Annotated in this window: 20 protein-coding genes; 11 read left to right on the top strand and 9 right to left on the bottom strand. The window is 71.1% G+C overall.

Going from position 1 to position 20,397, the window contains the following annotated elements; translation table 11 throughout:
• Window positions 1-2: 2 nt before the first annotated feature.
• Window positions 3-908 carry an ABC transporter permease gene (locus QE359_RS07765; protein WP_309778732.1) on the bottom strand — a complete coding sequence of 302 codons (906 nt, stop codon included), beginning with the start codon at window positions 906-908 and terminating at the stop codon, window positions 3-5.
• Window positions 908-2,038 (bottom strand): ABC transporter permease, encoded by a 1,131-nt coding sequence (locus QE359_RS07760; RefSeq protein WP_309778731.1) that lies wholly within the window; start codon window positions 2,036-2,038, stop codon window positions 908-910. The genes QE359_RS07765 and QE359_RS07760 overlap by 1 nt, the downstream gene beginning before the upstream one ends.
• Before the next feature lie 254 nt (window positions 2,039-2,292).
• Here QE359_RS07760 and QE359_RS07755 point away from each other — a divergent pair, with 254 nt between their 5' ends.
• Together QE359_RS07755 and QE359_RS07750 are read left to right on the top strand one after the other, a co-directional pair.
• The gene (locus tag QE359_RS07755; protein ID WP_022907943.1) at window positions 2,293-3,021 is read left to right on the top strand and encodes a GntR family transcriptional regulator; all 729 of its coding nucleotides are present in this window, start codon (window positions 2,293-2,295) and stop codon (window positions 3,019-3,021) included.
• Window positions 3,022-3,097: 76 nt separating this feature from the next.
• Entirely contained in the window at window positions 3,098-3,535 is a 438-nt protein-coding gene (locus QE359_RS07750; protein WP_309778730.1) for a VOC family protein, read from the top strand.
• Window positions 3,536-3,541: 6 nt separating this feature from the next.
• On the opposite strand, the gene QE359_RS07745 is transcribed toward QE359_RS07750, so the two are convergent.
• Window positions 3,542-4,495 carry a manganese catalase family protein gene (locus QE359_RS07745; protein WP_092384462.1) on the bottom strand — a complete coding sequence of 318 codons (954 nt, stop codon included), beginning with the start codon at window positions 4,493-4,495 and terminating at the stop codon, window positions 3,542-3,544.
• 166 nt (window positions 4,496-4,661) lie between these two features.
• Here QE359_RS07745 and QE359_RS07740 point away from each other — a divergent pair, with 166 nt between their 5' ends.
• Together QE359_RS07740 and QE359_RS07735 are read left to right on the top strand one after the other, a co-directional pair.
• Window positions 4,662-5,630, top strand: a complete 969-nt coding sequence (locus tag QE359_RS07740) for a helix-turn-helix transcriptional regulator (RefSeq protein WP_309778729.1) — start codon at window positions 4,662-4,664, stop codon at window positions 5,628-5,630.
• 9 nt (window positions 5,631-5,639) lie between these two features.
• Window positions 5,640-6,515 (top strand): DUF808 family protein, encoded by an 876-nt coding sequence (locus QE359_RS07735; protein WP_071295327.1) that lies wholly within the window; start codon window positions 5,640-5,642, stop codon window positions 6,513-6,515.
• 51 nt (window positions 6,516-6,566) lie between these two features.
• On the opposite strand, the gene QE359_RS07730 is transcribed toward QE359_RS07735, so the two are convergent.
• Window positions 6,567-7,406: a glycoside hydrolase family 16 protein gene (locus QE359_RS07730; protein WP_309778728.1), complete on the bottom strand. Its 840-nt coding sequence runs from the start codon at window positions 7,404-7,406 to the stop codon at window positions 6,567-6,569.
• A gap of 187 nt (window positions 7,407-7,593) precedes the next feature.
• Between QE359_RS07730 and QE359_RS07725 the strand changes: the two genes are divergently transcribed.
• Together QE359_RS07725 and QE359_RS07720 are read left to right on the top strand one after the other, a co-directional pair.
• A complete protein-coding gene (locus QE359_RS07725; protein WP_071295328.1) occupies window positions 7,594-7,947 on the top strand; it encodes a helix-turn-helix transcriptional regulator in 354 nt (117 codons plus the stop codon).
• Window positions 7,944-8,627, top strand: coding sequence for a cation transporter (locus tag QE359_RS07720; RefSeq protein WP_309778726.1), 684 nt, complete (start codon window positions 7,944-7,946; stop codon window positions 8,625-8,627). The genes QE359_RS07725 and QE359_RS07720 overlap by 4 nt, the downstream gene beginning before the upstream one ends.
• A 15-nt stretch (window positions 8,628-8,642) precedes the next feature.
• On the opposite strand, the gene QE359_RS07715 is transcribed toward QE359_RS07720, so the two are convergent.
• The 3 genes from QE359_RS07715 to QE359_RS07705 form a co-directional block, all read right to left on the bottom strand.
• Entirely contained in the window at window positions 8,643-10,604 is a 1,962-nt protein-coding gene (locus QE359_RS07715) for a potassium transporter Kup (protein ID WP_309778724.1), read from the bottom strand.
• A gap of 408 nt (window positions 10,605-11,012) precedes the next feature.
• The gene (locus QE359_RS07710) at window positions 11,013-11,900 is read right to left on the bottom strand and encodes a serine hydrolase domain-containing protein (RefSeq protein ID WP_309778723.1); all 888 of its coding nucleotides are present in this window, start codon (window positions 11,898-11,900) and stop codon (window positions 11,013-11,015) included.
• Window positions 11,901-12,057: 157 nt separating this feature from the next.
• Window positions 12,058-12,459, bottom strand: coding sequence for a hypothetical protein (locus QE359_RS07705; RefSeq protein WP_071295331.1), 402 nt, complete (start codon window positions 12,457-12,459; stop codon window positions 12,058-12,060).
• Between the two features lie 141 nt (window positions 12,460-12,600).
• Here QE359_RS07705 and ppk2 point away from each other — a divergent pair, with 141 nt between their 5' ends.
• From ppk2 to QE359_RS07685, 4 genes are all read left to right on the top strand, one after another.
• Window positions 12,601-13,509, top strand: a complete 909-nt coding sequence (ppk2, locus tag QE359_RS07700) for a polyphosphate kinase 2 (RefSeq protein ID WP_070416884.1) — start codon at window positions 12,601-12,603, stop codon at window positions 13,507-13,509.
• Between the two features lie 72 nt (window positions 13,510-13,581).
• Window positions 13,582-14,397, top strand: a complete 816-nt coding sequence (locus tag QE359_RS07695) for a glycosyltransferase family 2 protein (protein ID WP_309778719.1) — start codon at window positions 13,582-13,584, stop codon at window positions 14,395-14,397.
• Window positions 14,394-15,230: an endonuclease/exonuclease/phosphatase family protein gene (locus QE359_RS07690; RefSeq protein WP_309778717.1), complete on the top strand. Its 837-nt coding sequence runs from the start codon at window positions 14,394-14,396 to the stop codon at window positions 15,228-15,230. Before QE359_RS07695 ends, QE359_RS07690 begins: the two co-directional genes overlap by 4 nt.
• Window positions 15,227-16,027, top strand: a complete 801-nt coding sequence (locus tag QE359_RS07685) for a hypothetical protein (protein ID WP_309778716.1) — start codon at window positions 15,227-15,229, stop codon at window positions 16,025-16,027. The genes QE359_RS07690 and QE359_RS07685 overlap by 4 nt, the downstream gene beginning before the upstream one ends.
• On the opposite strand, the gene QE359_RS07680 is transcribed toward QE359_RS07685, so the two are convergent.
• Both QE359_RS07680 and QE359_RS07675 read right to left on the bottom strand, forming a co-directional pair.
• On the bottom strand, window positions 15,946-16,782 hold the full coding sequence (locus QE359_RS07680) for an alpha/beta hydrolase (RefSeq protein WP_309778714.1): 837 nt from the start codon (window positions 16,780-16,782) through the stop codon (window positions 15,946-15,948). The genes QE359_RS07685 and QE359_RS07680 overlap by 82 nt on opposite strands.
• Before the next feature lie 50 nt (window positions 16,783-16,832).
• Window positions 16,833-17,558, bottom strand: coding sequence for an alpha/beta hydrolase (locus QE359_RS07675; RefSeq protein ID WP_309778712.1), 726 nt, complete (start codon window positions 17,556-17,558; stop codon window positions 16,833-16,835).
• Between the two features lie 146 nt (window positions 17,559-17,704).
• On the opposite strand from QE359_RS07675, the gene QE359_RS07670 reads away from it, so the two are divergent.
• The gene (locus tag QE359_RS07670) at window positions 17,705-19,936 is read left to right on the top strand and encodes a helix-turn-helix domain-containing protein (protein ID WP_309778710.1); all 2,232 of its coding nucleotides are present in this window, start codon (window positions 17,705-17,707) and stop codon (window positions 19,934-19,936) included.
• Window positions 19,937-20,397: the final 461 nt, after the last annotated feature.

Here is a 20,397-nt window from a genome sequence, read left to right as displayed (position 1 = left end):
CGTCAGACCCGCGATCGGCCGACGAAGGCCGCGACCAGGACCGAGGCGGACCAGACGGAGAGGCCGAGGGCGGCTGCCGGGAAGAGCACCGGCCACCACCGCCCCACCGCGGCGTCCGGGGCACCGGCGGCGAGCATGGTGCCCCACTCCGCGGTCGGTGTCGGGATGCCGACGCCGAGGAAGCCGAGGGCGGCGCAGAAGATGATCGCCATCCCGAAGATCGTCGAGGTGTTCTCGATCGTCGTCCGGGCGGAGTTCGGCAGCACGTGGCCCAGGAGCAGGCGCAGTTCGGACTCGCCGGACATCCGGGCGGCGTCGACGTAGCCGTCCGACCGCGTGCGGAGGACCTCGGTGCGCATCAGCCGCGCCTGGAACGGGATGAGGACGATCGCGAGGGCGAGCGTGATCACCACGGCGTTGCGTCCGAAGAACGACACGATCACGAGTCCGGCGATCATCACCGGGATCGACTGCACGAGGTCGACGGCGCGCCCCAGCAGTCGGGCCACGAACCCGAGCACGGTGCGGTCGCCCTGGTACATGCCCGAGACGAGCCCGATCACGATGGCGACGACGGTGGCGATGACCGTGATGCAGATCGCGATCACGATGTCGAGGCGGAACGCGGTCATCACCCGGGAGTAGACGTCGAGGCCGTTCGCGTCCGTGCCGAACCAGAACTCCCCCGACGGGGCCTCCGACTGCCCGCCGACCACCGACGTGGCCGGGTGGTTCACCAGGAACGGCCCGACGACCGCGAGCACGACGAGCACGACGAAGGGGACGAGCCGCAGGACGAAGCCGGTGCGCCCGGCCGGTCGACCGACGCGACCGTCCTGCGTCGAGCGGGTGCTCCCCGCTCCGGTGGTCGTCGGCTCGGGCAGCGCGGTGGGGGTGTCGAGCGCCATCAGGCGTCCTTCCCGGCGACGCCGGCGCGCCGCCTCGAGTCGAGGAGCATCGTGACGATGTCCGTGACGAGGTAGATGACGAGGCACATCGCCGCGGTGACGAGGAGGAACGACCGCAGCGCGAAGACGTCGGAGGCGTTCACCGCGTCCACGGCGTACTGCCCGAGTCCGCCGAGACCGAAGAGCGACTCGAGGACCACCGCGCCGCCGAGGAACAGGCCGAACAGCATGCCGAGCGTGGCGACCGCCGAGGGGAGCGCCCGGCGGTAGATGCTCGCGAGGACCGTCCGGCGGGACGCTCCGGACGCCACACGGAACCGGGTGGCGGGGTCGTCGATCGCCTGGTCCAGGTTGACGATGAGCATCTTGATGAGCAGCGGGGAGTGCGCGACGACCATCACGACGACGGGCAGCACGAGGTGCTGCGCGTACGACGCGAAGGCTGCCGGGTCCCCGGTGATGAGCGCGTCCACCATCGGGAAGTTCGTGACGGTGGGCGGCGCGATGAGCAGCGGGTCGAGGCGGCCGCTCGGCGCCGGGGCCCAGTGCAGCTCGGCGTAGAAGACGAAGAGGAACGCGATGCCGATGACGTATTCGGGCAGCGCACCCGCCGACCGGGCGTAGGCGGTGAGCAGCTTCGCGAAGCGGTTGCGGCGGTGCGTCACGATGAAGTGCGCGGTCACGAGCGACACCGCCGAGGCGAGGAGCAGCCCCCAGAACACGAGCTCGAGCGTCGCCGGGACCCGGGTCGCGAGGTCCTGCGCGACCGGTCGGCCGGTGGCGATCGACGTGCCGAAGTCGAGGTGGGCGAGCTGCGTCAGGTAGGTACCGAGCTGCTGGATCCACGAGCCGGTCAGCCCGTAGGACTCCCGCGCCTGCTCGAGCTCGGCGCCGGACAGGCGTCCGCCGGTGGCCGACACGACCGGGTCACCGGGGATGAGCTGCACGAGGAAGAACGAGACGAGGACGAACACCAGGACGTTGGCGACGGTCAGTCCGGCCGGGCGCAGGAACCAGAGGCGCTCCCGGACGCTTCGTCGCCTCGCCGTCAACGAGGTGTCGAGGGCGGCGAGACGTTCGGCCTCCGCACGGGTCGCATCGTCGACGATGTCGGGCTCTCTCACGGTCATGTGCCGGCCTTCCGTCGCATCGGGTGGTGGTCAGCAATGCTCGCGATCGTTCGTTTCCGACGACCGCTCCGGGTGTAACCGGATCATTAAGCGACCAGCGGCGAAAGGAAAGCCCAGGTGAGAGGGACTTCCCCCGACCGTTCACGCCGTTCGCGCGGTTCGGAGGAATCCGTTGCCCTGCGCGACGAGCGTCGTATACTCACTGCACCCGAGCCGCATCGTGGCGGTGAGATCCTGCGACGATCGGAGTCACGATGAGCGACACGCTGTCCGACCACCCGCGCGCGAAGGGCGGGTCCTCACGCGGCCGACAGATCTCGGCGAGACGGGTCCGCGACCTCATCACCGCCTCGATCCGCGAGGGGCACATCGCACCCGACGCTCCCCTCGCCGAAGAGGACCTCGTCACGCTGTTCGACACGAGCCGCGGGTCCGTCCGCGCCGCACTCGCGCAGCTCCGGGACACCGGGTTCCTCGAGCGCCGGCCGCGCGTCGGGACGAAGGTCACGCACCGCGGGGTCGTCGTGCCCCTCACCGACATCGACGCCGACAGCGAGCACGTCTACGTCGAGCGCTTCGAGGACCGCATCGTGCCGAGCTTCCCGCTCGTGCGCGAACGGCTCCGCATCGACGAGGACCACGTCCGGATGATCGAGAACCTGCTCGTCACCGACGACGACGTGATCGGGCTCCGCGCCGCCTACTTCTCGGTGCGCTACACGCACTCCCCCGAGAGCCTGTCCGGGCCGATCAACATGACGACGGTGCTCCGCGACTTCTTCGACGCGTCGCGCGGCGAGGTGCTCGTCACCATCGGCAGCGAGGCGGCCGACGCCCACACGGCGAAGATGCTCGGTACCGAGGTCGGCGCGCCGCTCATCGTGCGCGAGGTCACGTACCACGACCTCGACGGCGTGCCGGTCCAGACCGTCTTCGACCGGTACCGCGGCGACCGCGTGCGGCTCGAGGGTTCCACCCTCTGACCCAGGAGGCGCGGTGCGCCTCCCGACGGCGGTGGCGGCCCGGCGCGTGGTGGCGCCCACGACGTACAGTGGCGCCATGACGGCGACGGTGCGGCAGGTGCAGGTGACGTTCGACTGCGCGGACCCCGAGCGGGTGGCGCGCTTCTGGTGCGAGGTCCTCGGCTACGTGGTGCCGCCGCCACCGGAGGGGTTCGACTCGTGGGACGCCTTCGACCGGGCGCTGCCCCTGGAGCACCGCGGCTCGGCGTTCGCGTGCGTGGACCCGACCGGAGTCGGCCCGCGGCTGTTCTTCCAGCGCGTGCCGGAGGGCAAGGTCGTGAAGAACCGCGTGCACCTCGACGTCCGGGTCGGCAGCGGGCTCGTCGGCGCCGAACGGCTCGCCGCCCTCGACGCCGAGAGCGACCGGCTCGTCGCCCTCGGCGCCACGCAGTTCCGCCGCATGCTCGCCGACGAGGTCAACGAGTCGTGCATCGTCATGCAGGACGTCGAGGGCAACGAGTTCTGCCTCGACTGAGACCGGTCAGGCGACGGGGCCGTACACCGGCGTCTCGGCCTGGTCGAGCTCGAGCTCCGCGGTCTGCTGGATGAGTGCGAGCAGATCGGCGTCGAGCCCCGGCGCGAACTCCTCGAGCCGCTCCGGCGCGATGAACGACGGCACCCCGGCGGGTGCCTGCTCGGACGCGTCGAGATCGGTGCCGTCGTTCGACGGGGAAGCGCCGCGGAAGATCTTCGCGGCCTCGGACGCACCGTCGAGGTCGAAGCTGTACTGCTTGCTCTGCAGCCCCAGGTCGACGAGCGCCTTGACCTCGGGGAACGCCTCGGCGTTGGTCTTCGGGATCGGCAGGAGCTTCCCCCAGTCGACGCCGAGGGCCTCGAGCGCCTTCGCGTAGGCGTTCTCGTGCGCCTGGTCGCGCACGATCAGGTACGCGATGGTGCTGCGAGCGGTGGGGTTGTCGGTCATCTCGTAGATCCGGCACTTCTGCAGGCGGCCGGTCGACTCGAGCATGAGGTTGTACAGCAGGTCGAGCGGCAGGTTGCCGGAGTTGTACACGTAGCTGCCGCTCCACGGGTTCCCGGCGGCGTCGACCGGCAGGGCTCCCTGGGCACCGACGAGGTAGTGGTGGATGTTGCCCGTGTCGAGCGCGATGTGCAGCGGGGTCGCCCCCTTCGCCCCGGGGGTGTCGAGCGGGTCGGTGGGCGTGCCGGAGTACTCGGGAGCACCGTCGAGCAGCCGTGAGATCGTGGTGCCGATGAGCTCGACGTGACTGATCTCCTCGGTCCCGACGCCCTGGATGAGGTCGCGGAACGGCTTCGCGGCCGGACCCCGGAAGTTCATCGCCTGGAACAGGTACTGCATCATCGTGCGCATCTCGCCGAACTGCCCGCCGAGTCCCTCCTGCAGGGCGTTGGCGGCCGCGGGGTCCGGTTCGCCGTCGGCGATCTCGTTGATCCAGGTCTGTGCGTGGAAGTACATGTGGTCCTCCGTCCGAGCGACGGATCCGCCGCTGTCCTCACCGTCCTCGGCGGCGTCTGGCAGCCCGTACGGAACAGCCGCCGAACGCAGTCGCGTCCGTGGTCGGGTGCGCGAACTGCGTCGCGATGTGACCGATCGCCGACGACATGCGCGACACTGGTCGGACATGGTCCACGATGTCGCGCCGATCCACGTCGATCGCCGGGGGTCCTCCCTCGACGACGCCGTGGCGCTGTACGAGCGGGTGTACGACAGCCGTGACATCCACATCGGCGATGCTGCCCGCGACGGGTTCGCCTTCCGCTTCCGGGCCGTCGGCGACCCGGACGTGGTGGTGGGCACCTCGGACGTGGCGGCACGACGGTGGGGCACGATCGTCCCCGGTCACGACTACGTCCTCGCGTGGGCGACCGGCCCCGGCATGACGATCGACACCGGGACCCGCGACCCGGTGCAGCTGCTGCCCGGCATCCCGGTGATGTACCCGGTCGGTCGCGACTTCACGTTCGAGGGGCTCCCATCCGGACAGCACTCGGTCCGGTTCGGTGGCGCGTTCCTCGAGTCGATCGCCGCCGCGCGCCGCGGCGACGACGAGCCGCGGCAGCTCGCGTTCCGCCGCACGCTGGGGGTGGACGCGCTGCGGCTGCTCCGCAGCCGGATCGGCGAGGCCGCACCGCGCCTCCTGGACCCGAACGCGCCGGAGACGGTCCGCGCACGCTGGAACCAGTCGATCGCGGACGCCGTGGCGGCGGCGTTCGACGCGACGCCGTCGTCGGCGCCCACGGTGGCGGTCGGGTCGTCGACGATCCGGTTCGCCAAGGAGTGGATGGTCGCGAACGCCCGCCGGCCGCTCACGGTCGCCCAGGTGAGCGCTGCTGCCGGGGTGAGCGCACGGGGACTGCAGGCCGCCTTCCAGCGGAACGTCGGCGTCCGGCCGATGCAGTTCCTCCGCGAGGCCCGGCTGCACGGGGTCCGCGCCGAACTGCTCGCGGGCGACCCCGAGCGCGTGACGGTCGCCGAGGTCGCGCTGTCGTGGGGGTTCAACCACCTCGGGCGGTTCTCCGGGTACTACGCCGAGGTGTACGGGGAGTCCCCCTCGCAGACCCTGCGCCGACGGGACGCGCCGAGGCCCTAGTCTGAGCGCATGTCAGTCGGTCTGCTCGCCATCGTCGACGACGTGCTCTCCGCGGCCCTCAAGGCCAGCGCCAAGACCGCTGGCGTCGTGATCGACGACGCCGCAGTGACTCCGCAGTACGTGCAGGGGCTCTCGCCCGCGCGCGAGCTGCCGGTCGTGGGGCGGATCGCGCTCGGCAGCCTCTTCAACAAGTTCGTCATCATCATCCCGCTCGCGCTGCTGCTCACCGCGTTCGCGCCGTGGGTGCTGCCGTGGTTGCTGCTGCTCGGCGGCACCTACCTGTGCTTCGAGGGGGCCGAGAAGGTCACCGAGTGGTTCGGCGCGCACCACGTCAGCGAGTCCGAGGAGACCGTCGCCGAGCCGAAGCTCGTGTTCGGGGCGATCCGCACGGACCTGATCCTCAGCACCGAGATCATGCTCATCGCCCTCGCCGGACTCGACCCCGACCTCGGACTCTGGCCGACGCTCGGCGCGCTCATCGTCATCGGGCTCGTCATGACCGGGGCGGTCTACGGCGCCGTGGCCCTGCTCGTGAAGATCGACGACATCGGGCTGCAGATGATGAAGAACAGCGTCCGTCGCACGAGGCGGACGGGCGCGCGGATCGTCCGCGCCATGCCGACCGTGTTCCGTGTGATCGGCATCGTCGGCACGGTGGCCATGCTCTGGGTGGGCGGACACCTCGTGATCGCGAACCTAGCGGAGACGTTCTGGCACGGCCCGTACGACCTGCTGCACGCGATCGAGCACGGCATCGAGGCGACCGGGCCGGTCGTCACGTGGATCGTGGACACCGCGGTGTCGGCGGTGGTCGGGCTCCTGCTCGGCCTGGTGGTCGTCGCCGTCGTGCTGGGCATCGGACGGCTGCGCGGCCGCACCCACTGAGCGGGCACGGCCGCCCCGGCTCCCGCGTCGGTCAGCGGGGCCGGCGCCCGGTCAGTTCCAGATCGCGATCCAGTCGACGCTGACGTGCCCGACCGCGCTCGCCGGGATCGCCCCGCCGTTCGTGGTGGTCTCCGCCTGCATGGTCACGCGGAAGGCCGTCGTCGGCACCGCCTTGGTGGTCGACGAGACGAGCTTGCCGTCCCAGTAGAACCGGACGATGCCCTTGTCCCACTCGGTCGTCGCGACGTGCCAGCCGGTGCTGTCCGAGGGCGCGAAGGTCTCCTTGCCCGGTTCGAACCGCATGCCGAGCGGCGTCCAGCTGCCGGGCACCGCTGAGGCCGGGCGGGGGCGGGCACCGAGGTCGGCCTCGGGCCAGTCGATCTCGCCCTCGTTCCAGTCGTCGCTCGACGGCCAGAGGATCGTCGAGAACTTGTAGCCCTGGGTCTTCGTCGTCTTGTACCGGATCGACACCCGACCCGTCTTGTGCGGGGCGTACCCGTCGGGCATGATCGCAGCGACGAGGGGCTGGCCCTTCTCGGTGTGCAGCGCGAAGTCGAGCACGCCGCCCTTCACGCTCAGGACCTTCGACGGCGCGTACTTCCCCTTGCCGGTCGTGTCCGTGAAGCCGTCGTAGAGACCGATCCGCGGGTACGTCGTCGCGAACTTGCCGACCGGCGCCGCACTGTCGAACCCGGCGCGGAACGTCTGCTTCCAGGTCCGGCCGTTCGTCGTGACGTTCGTCTTCGGGATCGTCCGGCCGTCCGGCACGGTCGAGGTCGCCTTCGACGAGGCGGGGAGGGCCGCTGCTCCGGCGGGCGCGCCGGCAGCGAGGCTGGTCGCGGCGACGAGTGCGATCGAGAGCGCGGCGACGAGGACGGACGGGGACCGCATGCTGACTGCCTCCTGCGTGGGGGTGTGCGTGTGTTGCGATGGCCGTGGTGCTTGTGCGATGGAGTATCGGGCGTCGCTGCTCGTCGGTTAGTCGATTCCCGGCCTGGATCCCCCGGCGTCCAGGTTCGCTGTACCCGACGTACCCGTCTACCCCCGATCGGTACAGTCCTCGCTGTACTGTTGGTACATGCTGCTCGTCGCACCACGCCTCGAGGTGATGAACCGCCTCGGCCGCGCCCTCGCCGATCCGACCCGCGCGCGGATCCTCCTCCGCCTGCTCGAGTCGCCCCGGTACCCCGCCGTGCTCGCCGACGACCTCGGGACCACCCGGGCGAACGTGTCGAACCACCTGGCGTGCCTCCGCGGGTGCGGGATCGTCGTGGCCGTGCCGGAAGGCCGCCGGACCCGCTACGAGATCGCGGACGCGCACCTCGCCCGTGCACTCGAGTCGCTCGTCGACGTCGTGCTGGCGGTCGACGACGGCGCGCCGTGCACCGACGACGCCTGTGCCGTGCCGCTCTGCTGCGGGCCGGGCGCATGAGCGCCGCGCTGCCCCTCGGGCCGCGTCCGACGGCCGTCCGGAGCGCGGTGCTGCGCCGCCGGATCCGATGGATCGTCGCCGCCACCATCACGTACAACGTCGTCGAGGCCGTCGTCGCGATCAGCGCCGGTTCGGTCGCGTCGTCCACCGCCCTGATCGGCTTCGGCCTGGACTCGATCGTCGAGGTGCTCTCCGCGGCCGCGGTCGCGTGGCAGTTCGCGGCGCCCGACCCCGAGCGGCGCGAGCGGACGGCGCTCCGCGTGATCGCCGTCTCGTTCTTCGGGCTCGCCCTGTACGTCTCGGTCGACGCGGTGCTGACGCTGGCCGGACTGCGCGAGCCGGAGCACAGCACGGTCGGCATCGTGCTCGCCGCGGTCAGCCTGGCCGTGATGCCGTTCCTCAGCTTGCTCGAACGGCGCACGGGCCGCGAGCTCGGTTCGGCGTCGGCCGTCGCGGACTCGAAGCAGACCCTGGTGTGCAGCTACCTCTCCGCCGCCGTCCTGGTCGGCCTACTGCTGAACACCCTGTTCGGCTGGACCTGGGCGGACCCGGTGGCCGGGCTCGTCGTCGTGGTGTTCGCGGTCCGGGAAGGGCTCGAGGCCTGGCGGGGCGACGCCTGCAAGCAGCCCGTCGCCGCGCTCACCGGCGAGCGCGAGGTCGAGGCCTGCGACTGCTGCTGACGCGGGCGACGGTCGTCAGATCTCGACGTCGCTGCCCATCGTCACGGTGCGGTGCGCCGGCAGCCCGAAGCGGGCAGCCGGGTCGGCGGCGTTGTGCGCCAGCCCGACGAAGAGCTTCTTGCGCCAGCCGACCATGCCCCGGTTCCCCGCCACCGGGCGGAGAGCGCCGCGCGAGATGAAGTACGACGCGTTCGCCATCTCCTCGGGGTCGACGTCGAGCACCTCGGCGAGGCAGGCCGCGTGCAGGGCCTTCGGCAGGTCCTGGTCGTCCGAGAAGCCGAACTTGATCGTGATGTGGTCGATGCCGTCGTCCTCGTAGCCGAGGTCGTCACGGAAGAAGGCCTTGGCGTGCGGCACGTGGGGCACGTTCGCGGTGATGACGGACACGATGACGACCGTCCGGTGCACCACGTGGTTGTGCTCGACGTTCGCCCGGAGCGCGAGCGGCGTCGTCTCCTTGTTGGGGTGCGGGAAGATCGCGACACCCTGCACGCGCGGGATGCCCTTCGTGTTGATCTTCTCGATGAAGTCGGCGAGGGACCCCTCGCGCTCCTTGCGCTCCTCCTGCACGAGCTGCCGGCCACGACGCCACGTGGTCATGAGCGTGATCACCGCGAGCGCGATCAGCAGCGGGACCCATCCGCCGTGCAGGATCTTCGACAGGTTGCCGGCGAGGAACGTCAACTCGAGCCCGCCGAACGCCACCGCGGCGACGACGAGCTTCCACGTCTTCCAGTGCCACAGCGGCTTCACCACGAGCAGCAGCAGGAGCGTGTCGACGACGAGCGCACCGGTGACGGAGACCCCGTACGCGGTGGCGAGGCTCGCCGAGGAACGGAACGCGAGCATGACGGCCATCACGCCGATGAACAGCAGGAGGTTGACGGCCGGCAGGTAGATCTGGCCGCCCTCCTGTCGGGAGGTCTGCCGGATGGTGAGCGGCGGCAGCAGGCCGAGCTGCACGGCCTGGCGGCTCAGCGAGAACGCCCCGGAGATGACCGCCTGGCTCGCGATGACGGTGGCCATCGTCGCGAGGATCACGACCGGGATCTGCAACGCGCTCGGGAAGAGCAGGAAGAAGGGGTCCTTCGCCGCCCCGGGCTGGTTGAGCACCAGCGACGCCTGGCCGAGGTAGTTCAGCACGAGGGCCGGGAAGACGACGAAGAACCAGGCGCGGAGGATCGGCGTCCGCCCGAAGTGGCCCATGTCGGCGTAGAGGGCCTCGGCGCCGGTGATGACCAGCACGACCGCGCCCATCGCGACGAACGTGATGTACGGGTGCGCGATGAGGAACGCGATGGCCCACGTGGGCGAGAGCCCCTGCAGGACGCCCGGGTGCGCCAGGATGTGCGGCACCCCGGCGGCGGCGATGACGACGAACCAGAGCAGCATCACGGGGCCGAACAGGTTGCCGACCTTGCCCGTGCCGACCCGCTGCACCGCGAACAGCACCACGAGGATGACCGCCGCGATCGGCACGATGAGGTGGCCGACGCTCGGAGCGGCGGTCTGCAGCCCCTCGACGGCCGAGAGCACGGACACCGCCGGGGTGATGACCGAGTCGCCGTAGAACAGCGAGACGCCGACGATCCCGATGACGAGGAAGATCGTCGCTCCCCCGCGGCGCTTCGCGTAGAGGCGTCGGGCCAGCGCGGCGAGCGCCATCACCCCGCCCTCGCCGTTGTTGTCGGCGCGCATGAGCACGAGGACGTACTTGATCGAGACGATGATCGTGATGCTCCAGAACATCATCGAGATCACGCCGTAGACGTCCTCCTGGTTGGCCTGCACGATGCCGCCGTCGATCGTGAACACGGTGCGCAGCGCGTACAGCGGGCTCGTGCCGATGTCGCCGAAGACGACGCCGAGGGCGGCCAGGGCGAGGGCGGCGATGCCCTTCGCGGGGCCGTGGGTGCCGGCGTCGTCGGAGGTGTCGGTCGTCGGGGTCTGAGAGCGGGTCTCGGTCACGCTCGTCACTTCCGTCTCTTCACCGTCCGTCCGACGGCGTCTTCGCCGTCGGGCGACGGCCGCGGATCATCATCGCACCCGTTCGGCCGGAGCGCTCGCAGCGGGCGCACATGCGCACTCCGGCGGGATCGGGTGCGTTCCCCGGACGAACCCGCCTGCGCCGGAGGAACCTGTGCGGGCCGGAATGCCCGGGGGTCCCGGACACCGCGCACGTCGAGGAACGCGGTCGTACCGTCGGGACAGGACTCCAGGAGGAACCATGAACTTCGACGGCTTCGACCCCGCGGGACTGATCGTCTTCTGCGTGGCGGTGGTGCTGGTCTTCGGCGGACTGATCTCGAGCCGACGGCGCCACTGACGCCCGGCCCTCGGCCCTCGGCCCTCGGCCCGCGGCTCTCGACCGTCGGCCCGCGGCGTTCAGGCCCGGTCGGCCCGTTCCTCCGACTCCAGCTCCGTCGCGACGACCGCCGCGAAGGCGTCCGCTCCGAAGTGGTCGTCCGCCGTCACGGTGACGACCGTGTCGCCGTCGAAGAGCAGCATCTGCCCGTACGCGCCGTGCAGCCGCCAGAGTCGGCCGGGGCCGCCCCACCCCGCCATCGCGTACCGCTCGTAGCCGGGGCCCGTGCCGTCGCGCTCGACCCAGTCGGAGTGCATCGCGTCGCACCAGCGTGCGCCCACGATGCGTCGCCCCGCGGACTCCCCGCGGTCGCGCACCAGTCGGCCGATCCGTGCGAGTTCGCCGGTGCGCAGCGCCAGACCCTCGCCGCCGGCGACGTACCCGTTCGGGCAGCGTGCCCACGGCACGTCCTCGATGCCGAGCGGGTCGAACAACCGCCGGGCGACGAACGCGCCGACGTCGCCGACCCGGGTCTCGAGGACCCGCATCGCCGTGTACGTGCTCGCGTTCGCGTACTGGAACACCCGGCCGCGCGAGGGGCGCCCGAGGAACTCGGCCGCGAGGTCCGGCCAGTCGGTGAGCTCCGTCTCGGACCACGGCATGTCGACACCGCTCGTCATGGTGAGCAGGTGCCGGAGCGTGATCGCGTCCGTGCCCGCCCCGAAGCGTACGGCGGGCAGGAGGGTCGACACCGGGACGTCCACGTCGACGAGTCCGTCGTCGGCGGCGATCCCGGTGGCGAGGACCGCGATCCCCTTGGCGACGGAGTGGACCTCGCGGCGGACGTCGGGCGTCCAGTGGTGCTCGGCGGCGTCGTCCCCGACGAGGACGTGGAGGCCGTGGGCGGCGAAGCCGGTGGCGTCGACGTGACGGACGAGGGCGTCGAGGAGGTCGGTCGCGGTGCGCACCCGGCCATCCTCTCGCGGACGCGACCGCGAACGGACGCCACAGCGGACGGACGCCACCGCGAACGGACCGGACCGCAGACGGACGGGAGGCGCGGTGCCAGCCGGCACCGCGCCTCCCGTCCGTCACCGGGTCGCGTCGCGACCCGCACTCCGGTCGTCAGCGACGGCGGAAGTAGCCGTTCGCGCCACCCACGAACATGAGGATGGTCGCGACGATGACCGCGATGCCACCGATCCAGCCGAAGGCGTTGCCACCGGAGGCGGCGCCCACGCCGACGCCGATGACCTGCAGGATGGCGAGCACGAGCAGGACGATGCGCGCCCAGTTGCGGCCGTCGCGCATCTTGAAGACGATGATCAGCTCGATGATCGCGAGGATGAAGGCGAAGATCGCACCGCCGATGAGCGGAGCCGTGCCGACGCCCTGCGCAGCCGAGGCGCCGCCGCCGGAGACGAGACCGATGATGCCCTGGATGATGTTCGCGAGGACGACCACCAGCCAGATCACGAACGAGACGGTGACGGTGGTCGGACGTCCCGACCGGGTTGTACCTGACATGCTTGCTCCTTCTGCCGCGATCGCGTCCAGCGACCTCACCGTGAACGTACAGCGCTGACGGAACGTTGTCCGGTGTCCCTGCGGACGCAGCCGGGAAGCGCACGCCAGGATGGGGGTGCAGCACACCGACGAGGAGGACCCGTGGACAAGGCCCAGTACTCGCAGCCCATCCGGGAGTACATCGAGCAGCTCCGGACCGAGGGCTACAGCGTCGCCGACGGGCACACCGCCGACCCGGACCTCATCGACCCGTACGGCAACCCGGTCCTGACCTGGCGCGACGACTACCCCTACGACGAACGCCTCGGCCGCGAGGAGTACGAGTACCAGAAGTACCACCTGCAGATCGAGCTGCTGAAGTGCCAGTACTGGCTCGAGGACACCGGGCAGAAGGCCGTCGTGCTCTTCGAAGGTCGCGACGCCGCGGGCAAGGGCGGCACCATCAAGCGGTTCACGGAGCACCTCAACCCCCGGACCTCCCGCGTCGTCGCGCTGAGCAAGCCGAGCGAACGCGAGCGCGGCGAGTGGTACTTCCAGCGCTACGTCCAGTACCTGCCGTCGGCGGGCGAGATGGTCCTGTTCGACCGCTCCTGGTACAACCGTGCCGGCGTCGAGCGGGTGATGGGGTTCTGCTCCGACGACGAGTACGAGTCCTTCATGACGCAGGTGCCGCAGTTCGAGCGGATGCTCGTCGACTCCGGCATCCACCTCACGAAGTTCTGGTTCTCGGTCACCCGCCGCGAGCAGCGCACCCGGTTCGCCATCCGGCAGCTCGACCCCGTGCGGCGATGGAAGCTGTCCGACATCGACCTGCTCTCGCTCGACCGGTGGGACGAGTACACCGAGGCGAAGACCGCCATGTTCGCCCGGACGAGCAAGCGGTACGCACCGTGGACGATCGTCCGGTCGAACGACAAGAAGCGCGCTCGTCTGAACGCGATGCGGTACTTCCTGACGCAGTTCGACTACCCGGACAAGGCGGTGGACGTGATCGGCCGGCCCGATCCACTCATCGTCCGGCGCGGGAAGCGGGACGTCGACGTGGAGTAGGGGCGGCCAGGAGGCGCGGTGCCGGCCCGCAGCGCTGGGCGCGGTCGGAGCACGGCCTGGTTGGGTGGTCGCATGCGCCGCCCCGACACCGTCACCGTCGTCGTGCCGGTCCTCGACGACGCGGACCAGCTCCGCCGGTGCCTCGCGGCGTTGGCTCGCCAGACGCGGCTGCCCGACGAGGTGGTCGTCGTCGACAACGGCAGCTCGGACGACAGCGCGGCTGTGGCCTCCCAGGCCGGTGCCCGCGTGCTGCACGAACCCGTCCGGGCGATCGCCGCGGCGGCGTCCCGGGGCTACGACGCGGCGACGGGCACCCTGATCGCCCGGCTGGACTCGGACTCCTGCCCGGGTCCGGACTGGCTCGAGCGGGCGCTCCGGCACTTCGACGACGACCGCGTCGTGGCGGTGACCGGGCCGGGCGAGTTCCGCGGGCTCGGTCGTCTGGAGCGTGCGTTCTGGCACGTGGCGTACATGCGCGCCTACTTCGCCCTGATGACGGCGGCACTGTGGCGGCCGCCGTTGTTCGGTTCGAACCTGGTCATCCGGCGCCGCGCCTGGGAGGCCGTCCGGTCCCGCGTGCACCGGTACGACGCCGACGTCCACGACGACGTCGACCTGTCCGTGCAGCTCGATCCCGCGTGGCCGGTGGTCCTCGACCGTTCCCTCGTGATGTCCGTGTCGGGCGAGCCCGTCCGCGACCTGCCCGGCCTGGTCGTGCGCACGCGGAAGGCGCTCCGGACACTGGCGCTCGGCGGGTTCCGGATCCTGCCGGTCGTCCGGGCCGTGCGGCGGTGCTGGGCGACGCCCCGTGCCGTGCCCGGTGCGGCGGTCGAGCGCGTCCCCGGGCCGGACGTCGTGGAACCGCTCGAGGAGGTGCCGGCGTCGTGAGCGACTCCCCGCTCGTCGGGCCGCGGTCCGCCCCGGACCTGCACGTCCTGACCCTCAACGTCCGCCGACGCGTCCCGCACCGTCGGACCGACCACCCCGACGCCTGGACGCACCGCCGCGGTGCCGTGCTCGAGCTGCTCGGGTCCGAGTCCCCGCACCTCGCCGCCCTGCAGGAGGTCCTGCCCGACCAGGAGCGCTGGCTCACGGATCGGTTGCAGCCCCGGTGGACCGCGGTGCTCCGGGATCGCGGGCGCCGTGGCGACGGGGAGCGCGTCGGGATGCTGGTCGACACCGACCGTCTGCGGGTCACCGGCGAGCACGTCCGGGCGCTGTCCCGCCGGCCGGAGCGGATCGGGAGCCGGTCGTGGGGCACCCTGTTTCCCCGGATCGCCGTCGGCCTCCGGCTCGAGGACCGCGTCACCGGCACGCGCTTCCTCGCCGTGTCCGTGCACCTCGACGTCGCATCGCCCCTGGCACGCCGGCGGTCGGCAGAGCTCCTCGTCCGGTGGGCGGACGAGGCCGAGCTCCCGGTCGTCGTGCTCGGCGACGCGAACGCCCCCGCCGACAGTGCTCCGCACCGGGTCCTCACCGACGCGGGGTTCGCGGACACCTGGACGGCGGCGGCCTCGCACGCGTCCGAGCAGTGGGGCACGCACCTCGGGTACCGCGCTCCCCGCCAGGGCGGACGCCGGATCGACTGGATCCTGGCCCGCGGTTCCGACGGGGTGCGCGCCTCCGTCGTAGCGGCGGCTGTGTCGACGCGCCGACCGAGCGGGGTGTGGCCGTCCGATCACGCTGCCGTGCAGGCCGTGCTCCGGTGGGAGGCAGCGTGACCACGACCACCGCGGACCACCGCGTGATCGACCGGCTCGGTGCGACGTTCCTCCGCCGACCCCGCGGCGCCGAGGTCGTCGCCGACGCCGTCCGTGCGGTGACGCTGGTGAGCCTGCCGGTCGCCACGATCGGGTGGGGCTGGATCGCGTTCGCCGTGCTCCTGCTCGCACTGCTCGGGGTCGTCGTCCCCCGCGCGCTCGGACTCCGACCCGCCGTCGACACCGCCGTGTGCGCACTGGCCCTCGTCGCCGGGTGGAGCAGCGTCCTCGGCTGGTACACCTCGGTGTTCCTCTGGGACAAGATCGTGCACTTCGTGCTGCTCGCCGCGTTGACCGCGGTGCTCTGGGTGATCGCGAGCGACACCGGGGTGCTGCGCACGGGCGACCGGGTCGGTCGGGTCCAGGCGGTCGTCGTCGCCGGCGTGCTGTCGCTCGCGATCGGGTCCGTCTGGGAGGTGTTCGAGTTCCTCGGGCACACCTTCCTCGACCCGACCATCTACGTCGGGTACGAGGACACCATCGGGGACCTGGCCGCCGACCTCGGGGGCGGGGGTGCTCGCCGGGCTCCTGCTGCCCTGGGCCGTGCGGGACCGCCGGGTCGTCGCGCCGCCCACGAGAATGCGCTGACGGACTGGAGGCGCGGTACGGGTGAGCCGATCAGCTCACCCGCACCGCGCCTCCAGTCCGGGACGCTGCGTCCGCAGCGTCGGTGCTCTCAGCTCCGGAGGAACGCGAGGATGTCCGGGTTGACGACGTCGGCGTGGGTCGTCAGCATGCCGTGCGGGTACCCCTCGTAGATCTTGAGCGTGGCGTCGCTGAGGAGCTCCGCCTGCTTCAGCGACGCGTCCCGGTACGGCACGACCTGGTCGTCGTCGCCCTGCAGGACGAGGACCGGGACGGTGATGGCCTTGAGGTCCTCCGTCTGGTCGGTCTCCGAGAACGCCTTGATGCCCTCGTAGTGCGCGAGCGCGCTGCCCGTCATGCCCTGACGCCACCAGTTCGCGATGACCGGCTCCGACGGCGTCGCACCGTCACGGTTGAAGCCGTAGAACGGGCCGGAGGCGACGGCCTGGAAGAACTCGGCACGGTTGGCGGCGAGCGCCTCGCGGAACCCGTCGAACACCGAGATGTCGGTGCCGTCGGGGTTCGCCTCGGTCTTGACCATGAGCGGCGGCACCGCCGCGACGAGGACGGCCTTGGCGACCCGGCCCTGCGGCTGGCCGTACTGGGCGACGTACCGGGCGACCTGGCCGCCACCGGTCGAGTGGCCGATGTGGATCGCGTCGTGCAGGTCGAGGTGTTCGACCACGGCGGAGACGTCGCTCGCGTAGTGGTCCATGTCGTGGCCGGTGCCGATCTGCGACGAGCGTCCGTGGCCGCGGCGGTCGCTGGCGATGACGCGGTAGCCCTCGGCCAGGAAGTACAGCATCTGCGCGTCCCAGTCGTCCGAGGACAGCGGCCAGCCGTGGTGGAACACGATCGGCTGCGCGTCGCGGCTCCCCCAGTCCTTGAAGTAGATCTCTGCACCGTCGTCGGTGGTCACGTATCCCATGGTGGTCTCCCTGTGGTCGTTCTGGTGTGGTGGTGGTCTGCGGTCGGTGGTCAGTCGCGGTCGCTGCCGGTCTCGCGGACGGCGGTCTCGATGACGTCGGCGACGTCTCCCGGGTGGGTGTGCATCACCAGGTGCGGAGCGGGCAGCTCGACGACGCCCCGCAGCCCCGCGCGCTCGTAGCCGAAGCGTTCGACGTCGGGGTTGATGGTGTGGTCCTCCGCCGAGACGATGCCCCAGCCAGGCGTGGTCTTCCACGACGCCACCGATGCCGGTTCCCCGAACGCGGCGCCGGTCAGCGGACGCTGCGACACGGCGAGGACCGCTGCCGTCTTCGGGTCGACCCCTTCCGCGAAGACGGAGGGGAACGCGTCGATCTTGACGGACACGTCGGTGCCGTCCTCCGCGCCGGCGATCGGGTACGGCGTGTACACGAGGTTCGCGGCGAGGTCGGAGTCCGGGAAGCCGCCCTGCAACTGCCCGAGGCTCTCCCCTTCCTCGAGGACGTAGCCGGAGACGAAGACGAGTCCGACGACGTTCTCGGCGGCTCCGGCGACGGTGACGACCGCTCCGCCGTAGGAGTGCCCGGCGAGGACGACGGGGCCGTCGACGGCCTCGGCGACGGCGCGGACGGACGCAGCGTCCTCCGCGAGGCTGCGGTTGTACACCGGCGGGACGAGCACGGTGTGGCCGCGGTCGAGGAGCTCCCGGGTGACCGGGGCCCAGCTGGCCGAGTCGGCGAATGCGCCGTGCACGAGGATGATGGTGGGCGTTGGCATGCGTTGCTCCCCTTCCCGATGGTGCGGTCCTATCGCTTCTGATCGGACGGTCAGGCACCATGGATTTCCCCCTCATACAAGGGCCACCGGGTGCCCCGACACCAGGAAGAAAGCATGAAGAAACCACGTGTGGAACGAGCTTCTCGATGAGTGACCCGCTCGGTGTGCAGCTGCGCCGCCACCGGCTCATGGCGGACCTCACGTTGGAAGGGCTCGCGAACGCGTCCGGCATCAGCGACCGGACCATCAGCAACATCGAGCGCGGCATCAGCGTCGCACCGCAACGACGGACCCTGACGGCGCTCCTCGATGCCCTCGGCCTCCCCGACCACGAGCAGCAGGCGATGCTGCGTCTGGCGCGCCTGCCCCGCATCGCGACCGAGGGCTCGCCCCGCTCCGCGATGCTCGCGCCGGCCCTGGTGACGGACTTCACCGGCCGACCCGACGTGCTGCGGGACGTCGCCGCGTTCCTCGATCGCACCGACACCGACCTCGCTGCGCCCATCCTCGTGATCTGCGGGCCCGCCGGTGTCGGCAAGACGACCCTCGCCCTCGAAGCCCTGAGCCGGCACGAGTGGGACGACGGCACGCGCGCCTTCGTCGACCTGAACGGCATGAACTCCCTGCCGCTGTCACCGCTCGGCGTGCTCCAGTCGCTCATCGCCCAGACCTCCGAGATCCGCGACATCTCGACCCTCGACGAAGCGATCGCCGAGTGGCGACGGATCACCGGCGGCCGGCGGGTCGCCGTCGTCCTCGACAACGCCGCGAACGAGGACCAGGTCCGCCCCGTGCTCGCCGCGACGAACATCGTGGTCATCGTCACCTCCCGCAGGAGCCTCGCCGGTCTCGTCAACGTGCGACGCATCACGCTCGAACCACTCGAACGGGCGGAGAGCGTGCAGCTGATCGGGCGGATCGTGCCCGCGTCGCAACGCACCGACGCCGATGCCGACGCCCTGGCGGTCGCGTGCGGCGACCTCCCGTTGGCGCTCCGGATCGCCGCGAACCGTGTCGCCGCGCAGCCCCGGTCGACCGTGCGGGACTTCTTGGACACGATGGCCGCCCGACGGGATCCCCTCCGCGCCCTCGTCGCCGGGGACCTCGCCGTCGAGCCCGCGCTGACGCTCTCCTACGGCCACACCGACGCCGCTTCCCAGCAGCTGTTCCGGAGCCTGGCGCTCATCGACGGCGCCACCTTCGATGCGCACCTCGCCGCGGCAGCAGCCGGCGCCGACGTCGACGAGACCGCCGAGCGCCTCGACGAACTCACCGACCTCGGGCTCGTCGAGGCACGTGGCGGGAACCGCTACCACCTGCACGACCTGGTCCGACTGTTCGCCGCGGCACTCTCGCGACGCGACGAGTCCTCCAGCGAGCGGCAGCGACGAGCGCTCCGCCACTGGGTGCTCACCACCGCGCAGAACGCCGGGCTCTGGTTCGAACCGGACCGGGCCCCGGACCCCGAGGCTCCCGGACGCCACTTCGCCTCCGCCGACGATGCACGTGCTTGGCTGCGTATCGAGGGTCCGCAGTGGGCGAGCGCCGTGACGCAGGCGTACGCGCTCGGCGAGGACCAGCTCGTCCTCGACGTCGCCGAGGCCCTGCACTGGTTCTCGGACACCTGGCCTGCGTGGGACCTGTGGCGGATCCTGTTCCTCACGTCGGCCGACGCTGCCACACGCTCCGGCACGGACCGGGACATCGCGGTGCACCACGGCTACGCGACCTGGCTCCACCTCACCCAGGGGGAGTTCGACGCCGCGCTGCGGTCTGCTCGGAGTGCCGTCGCCGCTGCCGAACGGACCCAGGACGACAAGGAACGGGGGTGGGCGTCGTTCTACCTGGCCTGGACGCTGGGACGACTCCTCGACCACGACGCCGCGCTGCGCGAGGCGAGCCGCGCCATGCAGCACCTCACCCTCGCCGGAGACCAGGAGGGCATCACCCAGGTCCTCGCGATGGTGGCGAACTTCCTCATGCACACCGGCGACCTCGCCGGCGCGGTCGAGCACTACGAGCAGGTCCTCAGCCTCCTCGAACGCCGGAGCGGCTCGCTCCCGCCGAACCTCGTCCTCGTGACCGGCGTGCACACGAGGACCCTCCTCGCGAAGGTGCTCAACCGCGACGGTCAGCCGGCGTACGCACTGGAGGTCATGCCCGGTGTGATCGCGGAGGCGACGGCGGCGCAGTTCGCCGACGGCGTCTCCCGGGCACACCTCGAACTCGCCAACGCGCTGCACCTGACCGGTGAGCTCGACGACGCCCGGCACCACCTCGCGGTCGCCGACGAGATCGCGACCGAGCACCGCCTGCTCGCGCTGTTCGCGGAGATCGAGAAGCTCCGGTCCGGCTTGGGGATCCCTGGGTCGCCGTGAGGAACGCGGCCTCGTACCGAGGCCGGCCGGGCGAGGTGTTCGGCTTATTCGCGGATGCCAATGAGGGCGCGGATCGCGGATCCCAGTCCAAACAGGCGTTCCACGGGTATCGGGATTCTGTTCCACGACGCTAGCAGGCAGTTGCCGGATTCTGCCCGGACGCGCAGCCACGCGGAACCGGCGCTCGCTTCCATGCCTTCGCTAGCAGTGGGGAAGACCAGTTCTAGCCCAGCTACCAACCGAACTCCGCGCGCGATCAGTGATGGACTGCCGCATGGCTCGCAGGGCATCTGGGTTTGGACCGTCCCTTGCACCAGAAGCTCGGTGCCACATCGAGGTGAGGGTTCGGTCGCCCGGCTCGCGTCCGAGCGATGTTCGAGCGCGCCGAGCGCGGCGGCCAACACCAACCCTCGGCCTGCAGGTCGTTGTATCTTCGAGACCTCATCGACACGGTTGACGGT

The sequence above is a fragment of the Curtobacterium sp. SORGH_AS_0776 genome, assembly GCF_031453355.1.
Taxonomy (GTDB): domain Bacteria; phylum Actinomycetota; class Actinomycetes; order Actinomycetales; family Microbacteriaceae; genus Curtobacterium.
Note: the sequence above shows the minus strand (reverse complement) of the source record. Positions and strands in the feature narration are given on the sequence as shown.

What these genes read in the sequence shown, in the direction of transcription:
- QE359_RS07755 (WP_022907943.1), top strand. Translation starts at nt 2,293, where the DNA reads ATGAGCGACACGCTGTCCGACCACCCGCGCGCGAAGGGCGGGTCCTCA.
- QE359_RS07720 (WP_309778726.1), top strand. Translation starts at nt 7,944, where the DNA reads ATGAGCGCCGCGCTGCCCCTCGGGCCGCGTCCGACGGCCGTCCGGAGC.
- QE359_RS07735 (WP_071295327.1), top strand. Translation starts at nt 5,640, where the DNA reads ATGTCAGTCGGTCTGCTCGCCATCGTCGACGACGTGCTCTCCGCGGCC.
- QE359_RS07705 (WP_071295331.1), bottom strand. Translation starts at nt 12,459, where the DNA reads ATGTCAGGTACAACCCGGTCGGGACGTCCGACCACCGTCACCGTCTCG.
- QE359_RS07740 (WP_309778729.1), top strand. Translation starts at nt 4,662, where the DNA reads ATGGTCCACGATGTCGCGCCGATCCACGTCGATCGCCGGGGGTCCTCC.
- QE359_RS07680 (WP_309778714.1), bottom strand. Translation starts at nt 16,782, where the DNA reads ATGGGATACGTGACCACCGACGACGGTGCAGAGATCTACTTCAAGGAC.
- QE359_RS07670 (WP_309778710.1), top strand. Translation starts at nt 17,705, where the DNA reads ATGAGTGACCCGCTCGGTGTGCAGCTGCGCCGCCACCGGCTCATGGCG.
- QE359_RS07745 (WP_092384462.1), bottom strand. Translation starts at nt 4,495, where the DNA reads ATGTACTTCCACGCACAGACCTGGATCAACGAGATCGCCGACGGCGAA.
- QE359_RS07725 (WP_071295328.1), top strand. Translation starts at nt 7,594, where the DNA reads ATGCTGCTCGTCGCACCACGCCTCGAGGTGATGAACCGCCTCGGCCGC.
- QE359_RS07765 (WP_309778732.1), bottom strand. Translation starts at nt 908, where the DNA reads ATGGCGCTCGACACCCCCACCGCGCTGCCCGAGCCGACGACCACCGGA.
- QE359_RS07675 (WP_309778712.1), bottom strand. Translation starts at nt 17,558, where the DNA reads ATGCCAACGCCCACCATCATCCTCGTGCACGGCGCATTCGCCGACTCG.
- QE359_RS07695 (WP_309778719.1), top strand. Translation starts at nt 13,582, where the DNA reads ATGCGCCGCCCCGACACCGTCACCGTCGTCGTGCCGGTCCTCGACGAC.
- QE359_RS07760 (WP_309778731.1), bottom strand. Translation starts at nt 2,038, where the DNA reads ATGACCGTGAGAGAGCCCGACATCGTCGACGATGCGACCCGTGCGGAG.
- QE359_RS07750 (WP_309778730.1), top strand. Translation starts at nt 3,098, where the DNA reads ATGACGGCGACGGTGCGGCAGGTGCAGGTGACGTTCGACTGCGCGGAC.
- QE359_RS07730 (WP_309778728.1), bottom strand. Translation starts at nt 7,406, where the DNA reads ATGCGGTCCCCGTCCGTCCTCGTCGCCGCGCTCTCGATCGCACTCGTC.